Source organism: Bacillus sp. G1(2015b) (assembly GCF_001482475.1).
Taxonomy (GTDB): Bacteria; Bacillota; Bacilli; order Bacillales; family Bacillaceae; genus Bacillus; species Bacillus safensis.
The window spans coordinates 335,381-353,571 of the sequence record NZ_LKIC01000026.1; the positions used below are offsets into that span (position 1 = coordinate 335,381).

Annotated in this window: 17 protein-coding genes; 11 read left to right on the plus strand and 6 right to left on the minus strand. The window is 41.4% G+C overall.

Going from position 1 to position 18,191, the window contains the following annotated elements; genetic code table 11:
* Positions 1–31: 31 nt before the first annotated feature.
* Complete coding sequence (locus AMR95_RS19140) at positions 32–946, minus strand: hypothetical protein (protein WP_058838536.1); 915 nt, start codon at positions 944–946, stop codon at positions 32–34.
* 81 nt (positions 947–1,027) lie between these two features.
* On the opposite strand from AMR95_RS19140, the gene AMR95_RS13250 reads away from it, so the two are divergent.
* From AMR95_RS13250 to AMR95_RS13265, 4 genes are all read left to right on the plus strand, one after another.
* Positions 1,028–1,375 carry a hypothetical protein gene (locus AMR95_RS13250; RefSeq protein WP_058838537.1) on the plus strand — a complete coding sequence of 116 codons (348 nt, stop codon included), beginning with the start codon at positions 1,028–1,030 and terminating at the stop codon, positions 1,373–1,375.
* 136 nt (positions 1,376–1,511) lie between these two features.
* Positions 1,512–1,934: a DUF1934 domain-containing protein gene (locus tag AMR95_RS13255; RefSeq protein ID WP_003215400.1), complete on the plus strand. Its 423-nt coding sequence runs from the start codon at positions 1,512–1,514 to the stop codon at positions 1,932–1,934.
* Positions 1,931–3,604, plus strand: coding sequence for an arginine--tRNA ligase (argS, locus tag AMR95_RS13260; protein ID WP_058838538.1), 1,674 nt, complete (start codon positions 1,931–1,933; stop codon positions 3,602–3,604). The genes AMR95_RS13255 and argS overlap by 4 nt, the downstream gene beginning before the upstream one ends.
* Before the next feature lie 262 nt (positions 3,605–3,866).
* Positions 3,867–4,454 (plus strand): hypothetical protein, encoded by a 588-nt coding sequence (locus AMR95_RS13265; RefSeq protein WP_058838539.1) that lies wholly within the window; start codon positions 3,867–3,869, stop codon positions 4,452–4,454.
* A gap of 30 nt (positions 4,455–4,484) precedes the next feature.
* On the opposite strand, the gene AMR95_RS13270 is transcribed toward AMR95_RS13265, so the two are convergent.
* Together AMR95_RS13270 and AMR95_RS13275 are read right to left on the minus strand one after the other, a co-directional pair.
* On the minus strand, positions 4,485–4,817 hold the full coding sequence (locus AMR95_RS13270) for a hypothetical protein (protein WP_058838540.1): 333 nt from the start codon (positions 4,815–4,817) through the stop codon (positions 4,485–4,487).
* 499 nt (positions 4,818–5,316) lie between these two features.
* Positions 5,317–6,288, minus strand: coding sequence for a S66 family peptidase (locus AMR95_RS13275; RefSeq protein WP_058838541.1), 972 nt, complete (start codon positions 6,286–6,288; stop codon positions 5,317–5,319).
* Between the two features lie 137 nt (positions 6,289–6,425).
* Here AMR95_RS13275 and cls (AMR95_RS13280) point away from each other — a divergent pair, with 137 nt between their 5' ends.
* From cls (AMR95_RS13280) to AMR95_RS13295, 4 genes are all read left to right on the plus strand, one after another.
* Positions 6,426–7,943, plus strand: coding sequence for a cardiolipin synthase (gene cls / locus AMR95_RS13280; protein ID WP_442854363.1), 1,518 nt, complete (start codon positions 6,426–6,428; stop codon positions 7,941–7,943).
* Positions 7,944–8,048: 105 nt separating this feature from the next.
* Positions 8,049–9,764: an ABC transporter ATP-binding protein gene (locus AMR95_RS13285; protein WP_058838602.1), complete on the plus strand. Its 1,716-nt coding sequence runs from the start codon at positions 8,049–8,051 to the stop codon at positions 9,762–9,764.
* 151 nt (positions 9,765–9,915) lie between these two features.
* Complete coding sequence (locus AMR95_RS13290) at positions 9,916–10,158, plus strand: hypothetical protein (protein WP_039182177.1); 243 nt, start codon at positions 9,916–9,918, stop codon at positions 10,156–10,158.
* Positions 10,159–10,245: 87 nt separating this feature from the next.
* On the plus strand, positions 10,246–11,244 hold the full coding sequence (locus tag AMR95_RS13295; RefSeq protein ID WP_058838542.1) for a S66 family peptidase: 999 nt from the start codon (positions 10,246–10,248) through the stop codon (positions 11,242–11,244).
* A gap of 27 nt (positions 11,245–11,271) precedes the next feature.
* Here AMR95_RS13295 and AMR95_RS13300 read toward each other — a convergent pair whose 3' ends face one another.
* From AMR95_RS13300 to cls (AMR95_RS13310), 3 genes are all read right to left on the minus strand, one after another.
* Positions 11,272–11,526 carry a hypothetical protein gene (locus AMR95_RS13300; RefSeq protein WP_039182170.1) on the minus strand — a complete coding sequence of 85 codons (255 nt, stop codon included), beginning with the start codon at positions 11,524–11,526 and terminating at the stop codon, positions 11,272–11,274.
* Between the two features lie 73 nt (positions 11,527–11,599).
* Positions 11,600–12,562, minus strand: a complete 963-nt coding sequence (gene uvsE / locus AMR95_RS13305) for a UV DNA damage repair endonuclease UvsE (protein ID WP_058838543.1) — start codon at positions 12,560–12,562, stop codon at positions 11,600–11,602.
* Positions 12,563–12,574: 12 nt separating this feature from the next.
* Positions 12,575–13,771 carry a cardiolipin synthase gene (gene cls / locus AMR95_RS13310; protein ID WP_039182165.1) on the minus strand — a complete coding sequence of 399 codons (1,197 nt, stop codon included), beginning with the start codon at positions 13,769–13,771 and terminating at the stop codon, positions 12,575–12,577.
* A 143-nt stretch (positions 13,772–13,914) separates the two neighbouring features.
* Between cls (AMR95_RS13310) and AMR95_RS13315 the strand changes: the two genes are divergently transcribed.
* The 3 genes from AMR95_RS13315 to AMR95_RS13325 all read left to right on the plus strand — a co-directional run bounded on the left by AMR95_RS13315 (position 13,915) and on the right by AMR95_RS13325 (position 18,186).
* On the plus strand, positions 13,915–16,026 hold the full coding sequence (locus AMR95_RS13315; RefSeq protein ID WP_058838544.1) for a heterodisulfide reductase-related iron-sulfur binding cluster: 2,112 nt from the start codon (positions 13,915–13,917) through the stop codon (positions 16,024–16,026).
* 103 nt (positions 16,027–16,129) lie between these two features.
* Positions 16,130–17,323 carry an acetyl-CoA C-acetyltransferase gene (locus tag AMR95_RS13320; RefSeq protein ID WP_058838545.1) on the plus strand — a complete coding sequence of 398 codons (1,194 nt, stop codon included), beginning with the start codon at positions 16,130–16,132 and terminating at the stop codon, positions 17,321–17,323.
* Complete coding sequence (locus tag AMR95_RS13325) at positions 17,323–18,186, plus strand: 3-hydroxybutyryl-CoA dehydrogenase (protein WP_039182159.1); 864 nt, start codon at positions 17,323–17,325, stop codon at positions 18,184–18,186. The genes AMR95_RS13320 and AMR95_RS13325 overlap by 1 nt, the downstream gene beginning before the upstream one ends.
* The last annotated feature ends 5 nt before the right edge of the window (positions 18,187–18,191 follow it).

Consider the following 18,191-nt stretch of genomic DNA (forward strand, 5'->3'; position numbering starts at 1 on the left):
TCTAATTGGACAGGTTTTTCAAAAGTAACATTTACCAATTGATACAAACGGCTAGGCCGCCAACACCTGTGATTTCGGCAGCAAGTCCTTTAAAAGCTTCGCCGCCAATTTTTAACTTTTCCTCCCATGATGTAGCACCAGCTAATAGTTTTGCAGTCTCTTTTATTCCACCTAATTCTTTTACGTATTTTTTTACTTTTATAATTTTAGCAGCAGCAAACAAGTTAGAACCTATAAACCAAGCTATTGCTGCTGAACATGCAGCGATCTTAGACCAATCTGGATCAGCAATAATTGGGAAAGCAGTTTTGCTATTAAAATCTACAACTTGTATTAGTATATTTCCATCAGTTTTATAATAAGTAGGGACATCTTGATTATTGGCATCCTTTGCCCAAGCTGGACTAAATATAGAAGTGATCATATTTTGTTTGTTAACTACATAAACTTCTCCTGTGTCGAATTCACTACCCAAATACTCCGCTGCAGTTACCAATTTACTACCCCTAGGCAGATTCATTTTAAATCGATATTCTTTAGGAGCTTTTTGGTCATTAATCTGTATTAAACTCTTTAGACCGTCATTTGTCGGTTGAACAGCGTAAATTACATTTTTCTTATCATTATTTTTATAAACTACAGTTCCATTTGGAGAAATTACACCTTTTTTAATATTTCCGGAAGGCAAAGATATATTAGTTGAGACATCAAGCTGAATAGGTGCATTGGGATTTTTTGGCACTTCATATCCTTTTGTAGTATTTCCATACTTGTAAGTATTATTACTTTTGATTGATTTCAATATTCCGTTTATTCCTGTAATATTTTCTATATCACTAGCGGGGTTCATTTCTTTCTTAGCATGCGTTATTTTAGGGTTAATAATCGTTCCAATTAGAGCTAACGTGATTAGAATAGGGATTGATGAGTACAATTTTCTTTTCATAAAAACTCCTCTTTCTTAAATTAGTAGATTCCATATATAATATTTAACATAAATTCTATTATAAGTAAATGGAGGAATAAAATGTTATCTTCTATATTCATGGTGTTACTCTCTTTATGTGTTTTAGCGGCAGGCTTTATTACACTGAAAAAAGAGTTGGCAACTGATCCACCAGTTTTTGCTTCTAAAAAGGAAGCGAAGGAGGAGTTAGTTGGTTTATTTCAGGATCGAGGTTTTTTCTACCTTACGGCTATTGCTTTATTTATACAGGTGGTATTTAAAAAGGGACAAATCGTTCCATTTGATTTTTTTCAAGTGTTTTTGGCGAGTTCGGGAATACAAGCTCTTTTTTATTTAATTAAAAGAAAAGATTTGGGGTTAAAGGCAGTACTTGTTGTGTTAGTCAGTTTTATCTTCCTATTTTTCTAAAGAGCAGTTTATCTGCTCTTTTTTTTATGTTAGAAAAAGTTTAATCACCGTGAAGAAGAGAAATGATGGTATGATAGGCGATCATGAATATGGTATACTATTTTAGTTAAACGGGTCTTAGCAAAGGAAGTGCAAAATGACACAAAACCAAATTTCAATTCATGTAAAGTCAGTGATGAAACCAGAGACGGAGCCGGCTGAAACGATCGAATTCCGCACGACTGGAACGTATCAAGAGAAGAATGACAAAACGTATCTCACTTACCATGAAGAACATGAAATGGGTCAAGTAAAAACCGTTGTGAAAATGAGTGAAAAAGAAATTTTTGTCATGAGATCAGGGGCTATTCAAATGAAGCAGCGCTTTCTCATTGGAGAAACGACCGTCACACATTACACAATGCCATTCGGTACACTTCAGTTAGATGTGCACACACATGGCATTGATCTCGATGTGGACAAGGGACTGCTGCACATTACGTACGATATGCTGACAGGAGAAGATCAAAAGCATTTACATACATTATCGATTTCGTATAAGGAGGATTTACGTTCATGAATATCGCAGAACAGGTCAAAGATGCGTTAAAAGAAGAAATCATTGCGGCAGTCGTCAAAGCAGGACTTGCCGATGAAAGCCAGGTGCCAGATGTCCTTTTAGAAGTGCCGAAAGACAAAACTCACGGTGATTACTCTACCAACATGGCGATGCAGCTTGCCCGCATTGCGAAAAAAGCACCTCGTCAAATCGCAGAAGACATCGTCAATGCGTTTGATAAAGGGAAAGCTTCCATTGAAAAATTGGATATCGCAGGTCCAGGATTCATTAACTTTTATATGAACAATCAGTATTTAACAAAGCTGATTCCAGCTGTCCTTGAAGCAAAAGAAGCGTATGGCGAAACGAATACAGGCGGCGGTCAAAAGGTGCAAGTCGAATTCGTCTCAGCCAACCCAACAGGTGACCTTCACCTTGGACATGCCCGCGGAGCAGCGGTAGGAGATTCCCTTTGCAATATCCTTGATAAAGCAGGGTTCGATGTGAGCCGTGAATACTATATCAACGATGCAGGGAATCAAATTAATAACCTCGCTTTATCTGTCGAAGCACGTTATTTTGAGGCACTCGGTCTTGAAAAAGAAATGCCTGAAGACGGCTACAGAGGAGAGGACATCAAAGGCATCGGACAAAAGCTTGCGGATGAATTTGGTGACCGTTTCGTGCATGAACCGGAAGAAGAGCGTATGAAGTTCTTCCGTGAATACGGCTTGAAATACGAATTAGAAAAATTACGTGTAGACCTTGAGAATTTCCGTGTTCCATTTGATGTATGGTATTCAGAAACCTCTTTATATGAAAACGGAAAAATTGAACCAGCACTGGAAACACTTCGTGAAAAAGGCTATGTCTTTGAAGAAGACGGCGCAACATGGTTGCGTTCGACTGATTTTGGCGATGACAAGGACCGTGTGTTGATTAAAAAAGACGGCAGCTTCACTTACCTGCTTCCAGACATCGCATATCATAAAGACAAATTGGACAGAGGCTTTGACCAGCTCATTAATATTTGGGGAGCGGACCATCACGGCTATATCCCTCGAATGAAAGCGGCGATCCAAGCACTTGGATATCCAGCTGGCAAGCTTGAAGTAGAAATTATCCAGCTTGTGCATCTTTATAAAAACGGTGAAAAAATGAAAATGAGTAAGCGTACAGGGAAAGCTGTCACAATGCGTGATCTCATTGAAGAAGTAGGCTTAGACGCCACTCGTTACTTCTTTGCGATGAGAAGTGCGGCGACACATATGGACTTTGACCTAGACCTAGCCATTTCTACGTCTAACGAAAACCCTGTGTACTATGCACAATATGCGCATGCGAGAATTTGCAGCATGCTGCGTCAAGGAGAAGAAAAAGGCTACGAACCAAACCTTGAAAAAGCCGATTTCTCTCACATTCAATCGGAAAAAGAATACGATCTTCTGAAAATCATTGGCAGCTTCCCAGAAGTTGTAGCAGAAGCAGCTGAAAAACGTATTCCGCACCGCGTGACGAACTATATTTACGACCTTGCATCAGCCCTTCACAGCTTCTACAATGCCGAGAAGGTCATCGATGTAGAAAACGAAACAAAAACAACAGCACGTCTTTCACTCATGAAAGCAACACAAATCACGCTCGCTAATGCATTAAAACTAATTGGTGTATCGGCTCCGGAAAAGATGTAAGAACACGCAGAAACCCACTCGGAACAGGAGTGGGTTTTTGATGTGAACGAAGGTGTTTTTGCAGGTTTAAATAATTTATAAGATTATAGATCTTGTTATAATTACGCTTTTTAGTAAATTCATTATCTTAAAAATAACATTTCATTTATAAGTAATTTTTTCAAATATATAATTTTTATGTAATTTTAAGGTTATAAAACTTCTTTTTACATATTTTGCGTGGTAAATTTGTATTGTAGAAATGAAAAAGGGGAGTTTAATAATGAAGAAAATACTTTTTTTATGTGCAGTTTATTTTGGTCTATGTTGTATAGCATTACCTATTTTCACTAGCGAGGTAAGAGCAAACAACAATGTCTTAGGTACAAATGACCTTGATGTTAAGAAAGAAAATATAGTTAAACAAATTAAAACGTATGATGGAAAAGGTAACGAAATTTTTCCGTATTCTATTGATGAATTAAAATCAATGCTTACTTTAGAAGAAGAATTAATGAATGAACCTAGGTTATCAACCCTTTATAAGGTATACAAAACAGGTGCATTTAGCTTCAGTTATAATGTTTGGATAGGAAAAGGGAATATTGGGCAAGCATTTAAAAATCCTAGAACTTTGTTGATTACTCCTCAAGGTGTCGCTAAGAAAATGACAATTTCTGTTGCTCTTGATAAAAATGGGACGGTTGGAAGCCGGGTGAAAAAGGTTACGTTACCAGGAGGTTGGTCAGGTGAAATGCATTATAATATGACAGATCTTAAACGTGGAAAAAAATATCGTTTTCAGCTTGTAAATGGGAAAAGTGATGAAAAGACAATAAAAATGAAGAATGCTAGCATTTGGTATGATTAATAGAAAAGCAGACCATTAAAAATGGTCTGCTTACTTATATTTATCGTATTCAGCTTTAATTTCACTTTTATTTCTTTGAAAAATCTCAATTTCATAAATCTCTAATGCTTGTTTAGGAAGTTTTCTTTCTAAAATTGATTGCAAAGCTACCTTATCTTTTGAAGCATCGATACCTATAGAGATCGTGGGTTCTGTTTTAACAATTTGATAATTAAAAAAACCATGCTCTTTCCATAGTTCGTCTAATACTTGTGTCACTTGTTCATCTAATTCCTCCTCAGAAAGAGCTAAAGCATTTGAAGTGGAATTTAATCCAAAAATACAAAGAGAAATAAGAAACAAACCAATCAAACGTTTTTTCATTATAACTCCTTTCGTTTAAAAAAATTTATATATCCTATAATAGATTATAACATCAAATTGGGCTTATTTATATATTTTTCCAAAAAATTATAACTGTAAAAGAATTGTTTTTTGATTTGAAGAGTTTTCAGTACTTATAAAAAACCCGCTATCCTCAAGAGACAGCGGGTTTTTAAAATTATCCAAGCGTATTAATAATGTTCGAAATAGAATCAAATAATTGGCTAAGTACATCAGAGAACATAGAGTGTGCCTCCCTTCGGTAAGCATGTAGTATGTGTGCGTCAAATGAAATTATCCAAGTGTGTTAATAATGTTGGAGATAGAATCGAATAATTGGCTAAGTACATCAGAAAACATATTTTTGCCTCCTCTCTTTTCTTTTTACATCTACTTAACGAAGGGAAAGAAGGGTTGGATCACTTTTTCTAAAAAAATTTTAAAAAAGATGGCGGCATAGAAAAAAGCACCGCCTATTCGGGTGCTTTTTTGCCTTTAGTTATGAATGAATGCGTAGCTTTATGTCTCCATTTGTACACGCTAGTTGAACGTTTCCGCCAATTGGGAAGGTGAAGACGGGCTGTGTATGTCCGATATCGACATCGTACATCACTGGGATGTGTTTGAGCATTGGGTGCTTATCTAGAATGAATCTCAAATGTTCCTCTGTCATCTTGGATTTCTTCTGAAATCGTCCGATGATCAATCCTTTGATTGATTGTGCATGCTGCAAGAGGGAGGTAAGGTCTCTGGCGAACATTTCAGGGAATACCAGCTCATCATCCTCGACAAATAAGATCGCATCCTTTACATTCGGCATAAACGATGTCCCTTGCAGTAAGTTCAGTGTACAAAGGTTTCCACCATACAAGGTGCCTTCAGCTGTTCCTTCCTGATAAATCCCCCATGTTGTCGGATGAAACTGCCTGTTCGCTTGATCGAGATACCAAGCATCATCACTCCATTTTGTCGAAGGAATCACATCAAACGGTTCGCCGCCGTTCATCAAGCAAGCTTGAAACATGGCAGTCTGCTCCTCCTGCCCCTGCTCCATGTAAAAGCTGGAAAAATGGGGGCCGGAATATGTCACCATATCACATTTCGCTGTAATGGCGTTTGCAAGTGCAGTGATGTCACTATAGCCGCAGAGGACTTTAGGGTGCTGACGGATCAAGTCGTAATCAATATAAGGCAAAAGTTCATTGCAGTTGAAGCCTCCGATGGCTGTCAAAATACCATCGACATCATGATCTCTGAACGCCTCATGCAGATCAGACAAGCGGTGTTCAATAGACGATGAGGAATGAAGGTCACATTCAAACACATGCTGTCCCAAAGAGACAGTGAAGCCTAAAGCCTCTAAATGTTTTTTCGCTTGAGCAATTCCTTCTTCTGATAAAATGCTGGCACTTCGGCTTGGGGCAATAACACGTATATGGCTCCCTTTTTTAAGAGGTGCGGAGGTATGCATAAACAGATCTTCCTTTCCATCACATATTTCTCTATTATATCGGATCAAATAGCGAAAGTCTGTAAAGGCTAGGAGAGAGGAATGGGTCGTGCGTTTCATACAAGCTGTGCAAAGGGTATGGAAGAGAAAAAGACAGAATGAGGGCGGAGAATGTGAAAAAGAGAAGACTGGAATTTTTATTTTTATATTTTATGATATTCGGGGCATATGTGGTGTATTGGTGGACTGTGCCGGCGTGGAGCGTTCAGCTGTACGCAGCGATTTATATCGCCATTATTTTATTTAGTATCGTCTCACTCATGTTGGAGAATCGTACATCACAGCACACGTTATTATGGATATATGTGCTGGTTTTTTTCCCGATCATTGGCTATATGTTTTATCTGTTCTCAGGGCAGCTCTATGTAAAAGGTCATTTATTCAAATCAAAGAGAATGTATAACCGTGAAAAATTAAGAAGAATATCTGAGCTTGAGAGCAAGCCGGATGAATCACGTTTAACCGATAATCAGCGTGGTTTTTTTCAATACACAGAAAAAGCTACAGGCATGCATGTGAATACAAATAGTGATATGGACATTTTAAAGAATGGAGAGGAGACGTTTCCCCGAATTTTTGAAGAGTTAAAAAAAGCAAAATCATTCATTCATATTGAATATTACATGTTTAAATCTGATTTCCTCGGCCACCGGATGATGGAGATTTTGATTGAAAAAGTGAAAGAAGGGGTAGAGGTCCGCTTCATATATGATGCTGCAGGTAGCATTCGTTTCTCCCGAAAAGATATTAAACGCTTGAAGCAGGCAGGGGTAAAGGTCGCTCCTTTTCTACCTTTAAAATATGGATTTTTTAACCAAAAATTCAATTTCCGAAATCACCGAAAAATCGTCATTATTGATGGAGAAACAGGGTTCGTCGGCGGATTAAATGTTGGCAAGGAATACGTAGGACGGGATGAAAAGATCGGCTTTTGGCGTGATACGCATGCCATGTTAAAGGGTGAGGCTGTTCAGACCCTTCACTCCGTTTTTATGCTCGACTGGGAATATGTATCAGATGAAGTATTAATTGATGATCCGAAGTATCATACGCCGCATCCTGTGACAGGAGAGGATGTCATTCAGGTTGTACCAACTGGACCTGATATGAAAGAAAGTATGAGTGATTTATATGATGCTCTCATTTCTAATGCGAAACAATTTGTCTGGATTGCCACACCTTATTTTGTACCAAACGAATCGATTCGCACTGCGCTCAAAATCGCTGCCACAAGAGGGGTGGATGTGCGGGTGATGGTACCGGAGATCAATGACGGATTTCTCACGCAATATGCCACACGTTCCTATTTTTCTGAGCTTCTAAAAGAGGGCATCAAGGTATATCACTATCAAAAAGGGTTCATGCATCAAAAGATGATGATCGCAGATGGAGAACTCGCCTCTGTCGGCACCGCAAATGTTGATATGAGAAGCTTTCAGCTTAATTTTGAGGTCAATGTCTTTACAGCAGCGAAAAAGCCAATTGATCAATTGATGGCCCACTATGAGGAAGATATGAAGGAATGTGAGCAAATGGGTCCTGTTCATTTTTATAAAAGAGGCTTAAAAGAGCGGTTGAAGGAATCATTTGCCCGATTGTTTTCTGGCGTATTATGAGGGTTTCCAGTCAAAGAAATCATTTCCTGATCTAGTATTTTGCAGAGGATTCCTCTATAATTGAAAATGATTATCAATTATAGAGGAAATGAGGTCCTTTTACATATGCTAAAACGCTTTTTCGCCTATTACAGGCCCTATCGCGGTCTGTTCTTTTTAGATTTCTTTTGCGCTGTCGCAGTTGGATTAATGGAACTTGGTTTCCCGCTGATCGTGAACTACTTCATTGATACGTTATTACCAACAGGGAACTGGACAGTCATTGCCTGGACCGCACTTGCTCTGTTTATCATTTATGCCCTCAGCTCAGTGATGCAATTTATTGTGTCGTACTGGGGACACATGCTTGGCATCAATATTGAAACAGATATGAGGAAGAAGCTGTTTGATCATTTTCAGCGTCTCTCATTTAAGTTTTTTGATAACAACAAAACGGGTAAGCTTATGTCTCGGATGACAAATGACCTCATGTACATTGGGGAGGTGGCTCATCACGGACCTGAGGATTTGTTTATTGCGATTATGACGATTCTTGGCGCCTTTGCTGTCATGCTAATGATTAACTGGCAGCTTGCTATTTTAACCTTCCTGATCATGCCTGTTATCATTTGGCTTGCCCTTCATTTTAATAAAAAGATGACACAGGCGATTACACAGCTGAACAATGACATTGGAGACTTTCATGCAAGGGTTGAAAACAATATCGGCGGTATTCGTCTTGTTCAAGCCTTTGCCAACGAACATTTTGAGAAAAAGCGTTTTGCTGAAAACAACAACCGCTTTCGGAAAGCGAAGCTTCTTTCATATAAAATCATGTCGGTTAACGGCTCAATCAGTTACATTCTGACACGTCTTGTGACACTGTTTGTCCTTCTAGCAGGGACATGGTTTGTTCTGCAGGGTCAATTAACGGCAGGTGGATTTATCGCGTTTGTTCTGATTACAAACGTCTTATTCAGACCGATTGATAAGATTAACACAGTGATTGAAATGTATCCAAAAGGCATTGCGGGCTTTAAAAGTTATGTCGACTTACTTGAAACAGAGCCAGATGTGAAGGATACAGAAGGAGCTCGTGATGTATTCGGGCTGAAAGGTGAAATTGAATATCGAAACGTGACATTTGGCTACGATGAGCACAGTCATGTGTTAAAGGATATCGATTTGAAGATCAAACAAGGAGAAACCGTTGCGTTTGTCGGGCCCTCAGGAGCCGGGAAATCGACGATTTGCAGTTTGCTGCCACGTTTTTATGATTTGGATGAAGGGGAGATTACGATTGATGGCGTGAGTACAAAATCGATGACCCTCTCTTCTTTAAGACAGCAGATTGGCATTGTGCAGCAGGATGTCTTTTTATTCTCAGGCACCATTCGAGAAAACATTGCGTACGGCAACCTAGAAGCCAGTGATGCAGAGATTTGGGAGGCTGTACGTCGTGCGCATTTAGAGGAACTCGTTCAGCGTTTCCCAGAAGGATTAAATACTGTCATAGGCGAGCGCGGCGTCAAATTGTCAGGCGGTCAAAAGCAGCGCCTGTCCATTGCGCGGATGTTCCTAAAAAATCCTTCAATTCTTATTTTAGATGAAGCCACATCAGCACTTGATACAGAAACAGAAAAAGCTATACAGGATGCACTAAGCGAACTGGCTGTCGGCAGGACGACACTCGTTATTGCCCACCGCCTCGCTACAATTAAGCACGCCGATCGTATCATCGTCGTAACAGAAGAAGGCATTCAAGAACAAGGCCGCCACCAAGAACTCATCCAAATGGGCGGCGTGTACAGCAGACTGCATGAAGCGCAGTTTGGTCATTGATAGTAAGGCGTAAATGAGTTCAGCTATTGAGTTGGACTCATTTTTTTACATGTGATAATAAAAAGTGGTTCGTCCTGCAAATATTTAAATCACCATTTAAATGGAATTTTGATATAATTTAAGGAAATTAGATCCAAAAGGAGAGGGTTGTTTGAGCGAAACAGCAAAAACATTCATGCTGAAAAGCATTCACTACGTGACTCTTGTTGGTTTATTTATATTGATCATTCCAGCTGGAATCAACCCAGTATTTTTTTACATTGGGATTATTTTATTTGGCATTCACCTTTTTGTAAACGTTATAGACAGTTCTTTAAGCAAAGTCAAAATATCGATAGCATTGATTATTAGTTTTACGCTCATATTACTTGGCCTTTTTAAAATATTTTTTTGAAAAGATTTTCATTCGTTCAGTAGCCCTTTTGATAAAGGGCTTTTTTTGTTAGGATAGAAAAAATGCGTGTAGGAAGGATCTGATGGAATGAAGGGGCTTCGGCGATTACAAAAGGGCGATAAGATCGGTATTTTTTCACCTTCCAGTCCTGCATCAGCGACCTCGCCTCTTAGGTATCAGCGGGCGAAGAAGTGGCTTGAGCAAAAAGGATTCATTGTGATCCCAGGATCATTAACAGGGAAAGAGGATCACTACCGTTCCGGTGCAATTCAAGAACGAGCTGATGAGCTGAATGAGCTGATGGCTAGAGAGGACTTGGCGTGCATCATGTCAATGATTGGCGGTACGAATTCAAATAGTTTGCTGCCTTATCTTGATTTTGAGCTGCTGAATCAGCATCCGAAAATCATGATCGGTTATTCAGATGCGACAGCGATTCTACTGACGGCGTATGAAAAAACGGGACTTCCTGTTTTCTACGGGCCGGCGCTTGTTCCTTCTTTTGGCGAGTTTGAACCGTTTGTCGATTATACATATCAGTCATTTGAGGACATCTTGATGTCTCCTCAAAGCATTCCTTATCAGATTGAAAAACCGCCTTTTTGGACAGATGAACGAATCAATTGGGAAGAAAAGACGCGTGACAAAAAGCAGCGTCCGAATCATTGGCTGTGCGTCATAGAGGGACAGGCAGAAGGCAGATTGATCGGAGGGAACCTGAATGCGATGTACGGCATTTGGGGAAGTGAGTTCATGCCAGCCATCCAAAACGGAGACATCCTCCTCATTGAAGATTGCATGAAAACCGCTTCTGTTGTAGAAAAGAACTTCTCTTTATTGAAAGTAAATGGAGTGTTTGAACGGGTGTCAGGGATTCTTTTAGGAAAACATGAGCTGTTTGATGATGAAGGGACGGGCAAAGAGCCTTACGAGATTTTACTTGAGGTGCTCGGAGAGACAAAAAGACCACTCATCGCTGATTTTGACTGTGCCCATACGCACCCAATGCTTACGATGCCAATTGGGGCACAAGTGAAAATAGATGCAGCTTCTAAACAAGTTTGGCTGACAGAAGAGTGGATATAAAAAAGAGCGGCCCGAGGCTGCTCTTTTTTATGAAACCTTTTCTTTCTCAAACGGCTGTAGAAGGTCTTGCGCTTTTTTCCCCTCTACGACAATTAAATAATCAGATTCTAAATGAGTGAGCCTGAAGGTTTCAAGCTCTACGATGTTCTTAATGCTGCACATTGTTTTTTTAGAATACACATATATACGATGCTGAGCCTGCTGGCACTTTTCATAAAGAGAAATAAGCTTATGTAAATTCAACGCTTTTGCAGCGATTCGGATTGAATAGATTTGAGACATCTTCATATCCTCCTGTTAATTACTTTTTCACAATAGCTTTGTTACCCCCATTTGCACAAAGGTAAACCTTTCTCTATGATTTCCACTCAATGGTTCCTCCGCCCGTCCGCTTATTGCCCCTTATCGCAGACAGCTCTTCGACTAGACGGAGCAGAGCCTGATCCTTTAATTTTGCTTCAATCATAAAATCTACATCACGGCCATACGGTTTTAATGCTTGAAAAAGCGGTAAGACAAAGGCCATATCTACACCATCTGCATGACTGCGTATGGCTTTTTCTGATTTAGGTGAAGACAAGTGGATTTTGGGTGGAATGCCAGTCTTTGTCCAAGTGTCGAACATTCTTGGAAGGATGTCATCGAGTGCGGCATCGTCATCTTTATTTGCCACATGATGATGGTAATCAAAAACAAATGGAATGTCATGCTTTTCACATACGCCAAGCGTTTCGAGCGACGTATATGTTTTGTCATCGTTCTCAAGTGTCATCCTTGCTTTGATATGAGCCGGAAGCTGTTTGATATTTTCATCAAAGCGTTGAAGAGCCGATTCTTTATCGCCGTACGCTCCGCCTATATGAATATTCATGTAACCTTCCTTTTCGAGCTTCATTGCCTCAAGCATCTGATAATGGTACGTCATATCGATGACGGCATTGTCTGTAATTGAAGGTTTTGGGCTGGTAAACAAGGTGAATTGATTGGGGTGAAAGCTTACCCGTAAGTTGTGCCGTTTCACCAACTTGCCAATCTCAAGAAATTCTTTGTGAAAAGGGGTCACGAAGTCCCAGCGCACCTCGGGATGGGTCGCGAGCGGGACGATCGAGCTTGAAAAACGGTACAGCGGGATATCATGAGCAATGGCGAAATAAAGTGTTCTTAATGTATTCACGAGATTGGCTTTCGTTGTTCGCAATAAAGCCTCTTTTCTTTCTTCCTTAGAGAGCTTGCTGTATCTTGCAAAGGTCAGCGACTTGGCAGGAGAAGCTTCCCACAAGGTGACGGCATTGGACACATAACCAAATCGATAACGCATAGGTCATCTCCTTTATAAAAAATACGAGAACATGGCGGCAACCCACTCAAGCGGCCGTGTGAAAAGAGGGCGCTTTGACAATGTTTCTTCTGTCAGGATCTCAGATACTTCCATATGCTCCCGAATTTTTTCCTCCACGTGTGCAGTAAAGTCGGGATCATCAATGGCTACATCTACTTCTTCGTTTAAAAACAAGCTTCGTTTATCAAAATTCGCGGTACTGATCATACAGCGGCTGTGATCAATCAATATGGCTTTCGAATGATAAAACCCTTTATAAAAACGATAAACAAGACATCCAGAGGCAATGAGATCCTTCAAATAATGAAAACCAGCCTCTTTGACAAGTGGATGATCCGCTTTCATTGGAATGATAATTTCAACTGTGACGCCCCGTTTTCGTGCATCAAGCAGCGCCTTCAGAAGAGGAGCTGATGGAATAAAATAAGGCGTACAGATGATGATCTGTTTCTTTGCTTGCTCAATATCTTGGAGAAATAAAGCTTCTAAAGAAAAACCGGCAGTCGCTCGTGTTGTGCATTGTAATGTTCCCGGTTCCAATGCAGGGAAAACCTCATATTGCAGCTGATGAATGCCAGACGACCGGTACAAATCATTCAGAAACACATGCTGGAGATCTGCGACAACCTGTCCAGTCATCCGCAAATGATAATCTTTCCAAATGCCAAAGCGGCCTTTTTTCCCAACATATTCATCGCCTATATTAAATCCGCCAATATAGCCAATCTTCCCATCAATCACCGTAATTTTACGGTGATTTCTCATGTTTAACCGGTAAATCAAAAAAGGAAAACGAGGCTTATTTAAAAAGTAAAATTGAATGCCGCTTCTTTCTAGCATGTCAATCGACTTTTGATCAAACGGATAGGAGCCTAATCGGTCGGTTAGCAAAAAGACGGAAACGCCTTGCTCCGCTTTGGCTTTCAATGCTTGGAACACCCTTTGACCAATCTTGTCGTTCTTTACAATAAAGAACATCATATGAATAGAAGAAGAGGCCTGCTGTATATCCGTAAGCAGCTGATCGAAAAATGGTTCGCCATCATGATAAAAGGTGGCATCGCCGCTTGTTTGGTCAAAAGACCGTTCAAATGCGTGCGTAGAAAAATATTTCTTTCCCATATAAAGGTCTAACATGACGAGCAAAACGATGGCAATGAGTACGAGTAGGATGATCAATGCGATCATGAAACTTCCTCCTTTTTTGCATATTTCAATAGTGTACCCAAACGCGTAAAAAATATTGACTGAATACTCATTCATTATTTATGATAGAGGTACAACATGGAAACGGAACAAAGTGGGTTTTGGGGAATGAAAGGGGGAGCAAGATGAATAGCCTTTTAATCATCAACTTGATCGCATTTGCGGCGGTGACCGCTTACGCTCTGTATTTGTTTGTTTATCTCATTCGAACACGAGCGGCGAATATTCGTCTTGGTAAAAAAGAAGAGTTTCAACAAGACATGAAGAAACGCTTAGAGCGTGTTTGGGTCAATGTATTTGGGCAAAAGAAGCTGTTAAAGGACAAGAAGAGCGGCATCATTCATGTGCTGTTTTTCTACGGATTTATCCTTGTACAGTTCGGAGCCCTTGATTTTATTTTGAAGGGGCTTATTCCAGACAGCGGGCTTCCTTTAGGTCCGGTGTACGGCGTCTTTACGTTTTTCCAAGAGGTGGTCACACTTCTCATTTTAGTGGCCGTTGTATGGGCTTTCCATAGAAGATATGTGGAAAAACTTGTCCGTTTAAAACGAGGTTTTAAATCGGGTCTAGTGCTTTTATTTATTGGCGGATTAATGCTGACAGTCTTACTAGGGAACGGCATGAACATCATCTGGCATGGGCACTCTCTATCACCAACTGAGCCAATCGCTTCTGGTATTGCTTTCTTGCTGGGAGGAATTTCACCTCTTGCGGCTGCGATTGTTTTTTATGCCGCATGGTGGGTGCATCTGCTCATTTTGCTGACATTCTTAGTATATGTTCCTCAGTCAAAGCACGCTCATCTGATTGCAGGGCCTGTGAACGTATTTGTCAGCAGATTAGACCCGCCAGGCAAGCTGCAAAAAATCGATTTTGAAGATGAGACACAAGAGACCTTCGGTGTGGGAAAAATTGAAGACTTTCGTCAGTCTCAGCTGATCGATCTTTACGCCTGTGTGGAATGCGGGCGCTGCACGAATATGTGCCCGGCAACAGGGACAGGGAAGATGCTGTCTCCAATGGATTTGATTTTAAGGTTAAGAGATCATTTAACCAATAAAGGGGCCGCCATTACATCGAAGACACCTTGGGTCCCGCAGCTTGCCTTCAAGCAGACAACAGGAAACCAGCTGGCACTGCAGGCGAGAGGAGCAGGTGCGGAAGAGTCGGCTGCCAGCTCTATATATCATCCTTCTCTTATTGGAGAGGTCATTACAGAAGAAGAGATCTGGGCATGTACGACATGCCGAAACTGTGAAGACCAATGCCCTGTCATGAATGAACATGTCGACAAGATTATTGATATGCGCAGATATCTTGTGCTGACCGAAGGAAAAATGGACGCAGATGCACAGCGTGCCATGACAAGCATTGAGCGCCAAGGGAACCCGTGGGGGTTGAACCGGAAAGAAAGAGAAAATTGGCGTGAACTGAGAGAAGATGTGCATGTGCCGACAGTGAAAGAGCTGAAAAAAGCAGAGCAAACCTTTGATTATTTATTCTGGGTTGGTTCAATGGGGGCATATGACAATCGAAGCCAAAAGATTGCACTTGCCTTTGCAAAACTTCTCAATGAAGCGGGGGTATCCTTTGCGATCCTAGGCAATAAAGAGAAAAACTCAGGCGATACTCCAAGAAGACTCGGAAACGAATTTTTATTCCAAGAGCTTGCTGCAAAAAATATTGAAGAATTCCAGAAAAACGGCGTCACAAAGATCGTCACGATTGATCCACACGCCTACAACTTATTTAAAAATGAATATCCAGACTTTGGACTTGAGGCAGAAGTGTACCATCATACAGAATTACTGGCAGAGTTAGTGAAAGAAGGGAAAATAACGCCTGTACATGAAGTGAACGAGGTAATTACCTTCCACGACTCTTGCTACTTAGGCAGATATAACGAAGTGTACGACCCGCCAAGAGACATTTTAAAAGCCATTCCAGGTGTGACGCTGAAAGAAATGGAGCGCAACCGTGAAACTGGTATGTGCTGCGGAGCAGGCGGGGGCTTAATGTGGATGGAAGAGGAGACGGGTACCCGGATTAACACTGCACGAACGGAGCAGGCGCTACAGGTCCAGCCGTCCATCATCAGCTCAGGGTGTCCTTATTGCTTAACGATGCTGGGAGATGGGACGAAGGCGAAGGAAGTAGAGGAGCAGGTAGGCACATTTGATGTCGCCGAACTTCTTGAAAAATCAGTGTTTGGCGAGCCTGGAAAACAGGTGTCGTAAAGATGACAGGCCGATGAATAGGATGTTCATCGGCTTATCCATGGCGCTGTTTCATCAGCTGTCTAAATGATATGTAAGCGTTAACAAATGGGGAGGGACATACATGAGTACGACGGTCATTGTATCTGGTGCAAGAACACCATTTGGAAAACTAGGCGGGGCTCTCAGTGGTTTGACTGCCGCAGAACTAGGCGGTATAGCGATCAGGGCTGCACTGGAAAGGGTTTCGGGTTCTCATGAAATAGATGAGGTCATTATGGGAAGTGTTTTACAAGCAGGGCAAGGGCAGATTCCTTCAAGGCAAGCAGCAAGATATGCTGATCTTCCTTGGTCTGTTCCAACACAAACCATCAATAAAGTCTGTGCATCAGGCATGCGCAGTGTGAGCACGGCAGATCAAATCATTCGAGCTGGTGATGCTGAGGTCATCGCGGCGGGCGGTATGGAATCCATGTCTCACGCTCCTTATCTGCTAAAAAAAGCGCGATGGGGCTACAAAATGGGAGATGGTGCAGTACAAGATGCGATGATTTTAGATGGCTTAACCTGTTCGTTTACAGGCGTTCATATGGGTGAGTATGGAAGTATGGCTGCAAAGGAGCTTGGCATCACGCGGGAAGAGCAGGATCTGTGGGCACTCAGAAGTCATGAACGGGCCATCGAAGCGCAAAAAAATGGCTTTTTTCAACATGAAATCACCCCCGTCACCGTCAAAACAAAAACGGGAGAAAGGCTGATCACAGAAGATGAATCTCCGCGGCGTGATACCTCATATGAACGGCTGTCAAAGCTCATGCCTGTTTTTGATCAGAAGGGTACCATCACCGCTGGAAATGCACCAGGTGTCAATGATGGTGCAAGTGCACTTCTTCTAATGAAAGACACGTATGCTGCACGGCATGGTGTAAAGCCAATGGCAGTCATTCTTGGTCATACTCAGGTTGCTGTAGAGGCGAAGGATTTCCCGAAAACACCAGCGCTTGCCATCGAGAAGCTTTTAAAGAAAACAGGAAAGCGCCTAGAGGATATCGATTTGTTTGAAATCAATGAGGCCTTTTCAGCTGTGGCTCTGGCATGTGAAAAAATGACCGGGATCGACCGGCGGAAAATGAATATCAACGGAGGGGCTGTCGCACTCGGTCATCCGATTGGGGCAAGCGGAACACGTATCATATTGACATTGATTCATGCATTAAGACAAAGAGGCGGAGGCATTGGCATTGCGGCGATTTGCAGTGGAGGCGGCCAAGGAGATGCGATCATGATAAAGGTAGATGAAAAGGGGGGCGTTTTTTGATGAGTATAGAAGAGACCGTTTTGGTCGTTGGAGCCGGTCAAATGGGATCAGGCATTGCTCAAGTGTTTGCACAGTCAGGCTATACAGTCCTGCTCCATGATGCATCAGAAAAGCAGATTCATCGAGCGATTTCCTCCATGACCAAACAACTGACGAAGCGGGCAGAAAAAGGAAAACTGGCACATCAGGCCGTCCGAGATATCACGCAGCGGCTTGCCGTATCCACAGATTTAAAAGACGTCCAGCAGGCTCATTTAGTAATTGAAGCTGCTTCTGAACAAATGAGTGTCAAAAAACAAATCTTTGAAACACTTGATCAATTTGCAGAGGCGGAGGCCATATTTGCGACAAATACGTCTTCCTTGTCGATCACAGAATTAGCAGCTGTGACGAGCAGACCGGAGAAAGTGATTGGCATGCATTTTATGAATCCCGTTCCTGTCATGAAACTCGTTGAAGTCATTCGCGCGCTGCAAACGAGTGATGACACATATCAATTCGTTTATGAAACAGCGAAGACATTAAACAAAACCCCAATTGAAGTGGAAGACTTCCCAGGGTTCGTCTCAAATCGCATATTGATGCCAATGATCAATGAAGCCATTTACACCCTATATGAAGGCGTGGCAGATGCGGAAAGCATTGATGGCGTGATGACACTTGGGATGAATCACCCAATGGGGCCGCTTCGTCTAGCTGATTTCATCGGATTGGATACATGTTTATTTATTATGAATACCCTTCACGAGGGACTTGGAGACAGCAAATATCGACCTTGTCCTCTTTTGAAAAAATACGTGAATGCAGGCTGGCTTGGCAAAAAGACAAAGAGAGGTTTTTACACATACCACGACCACTCATAGGGGGA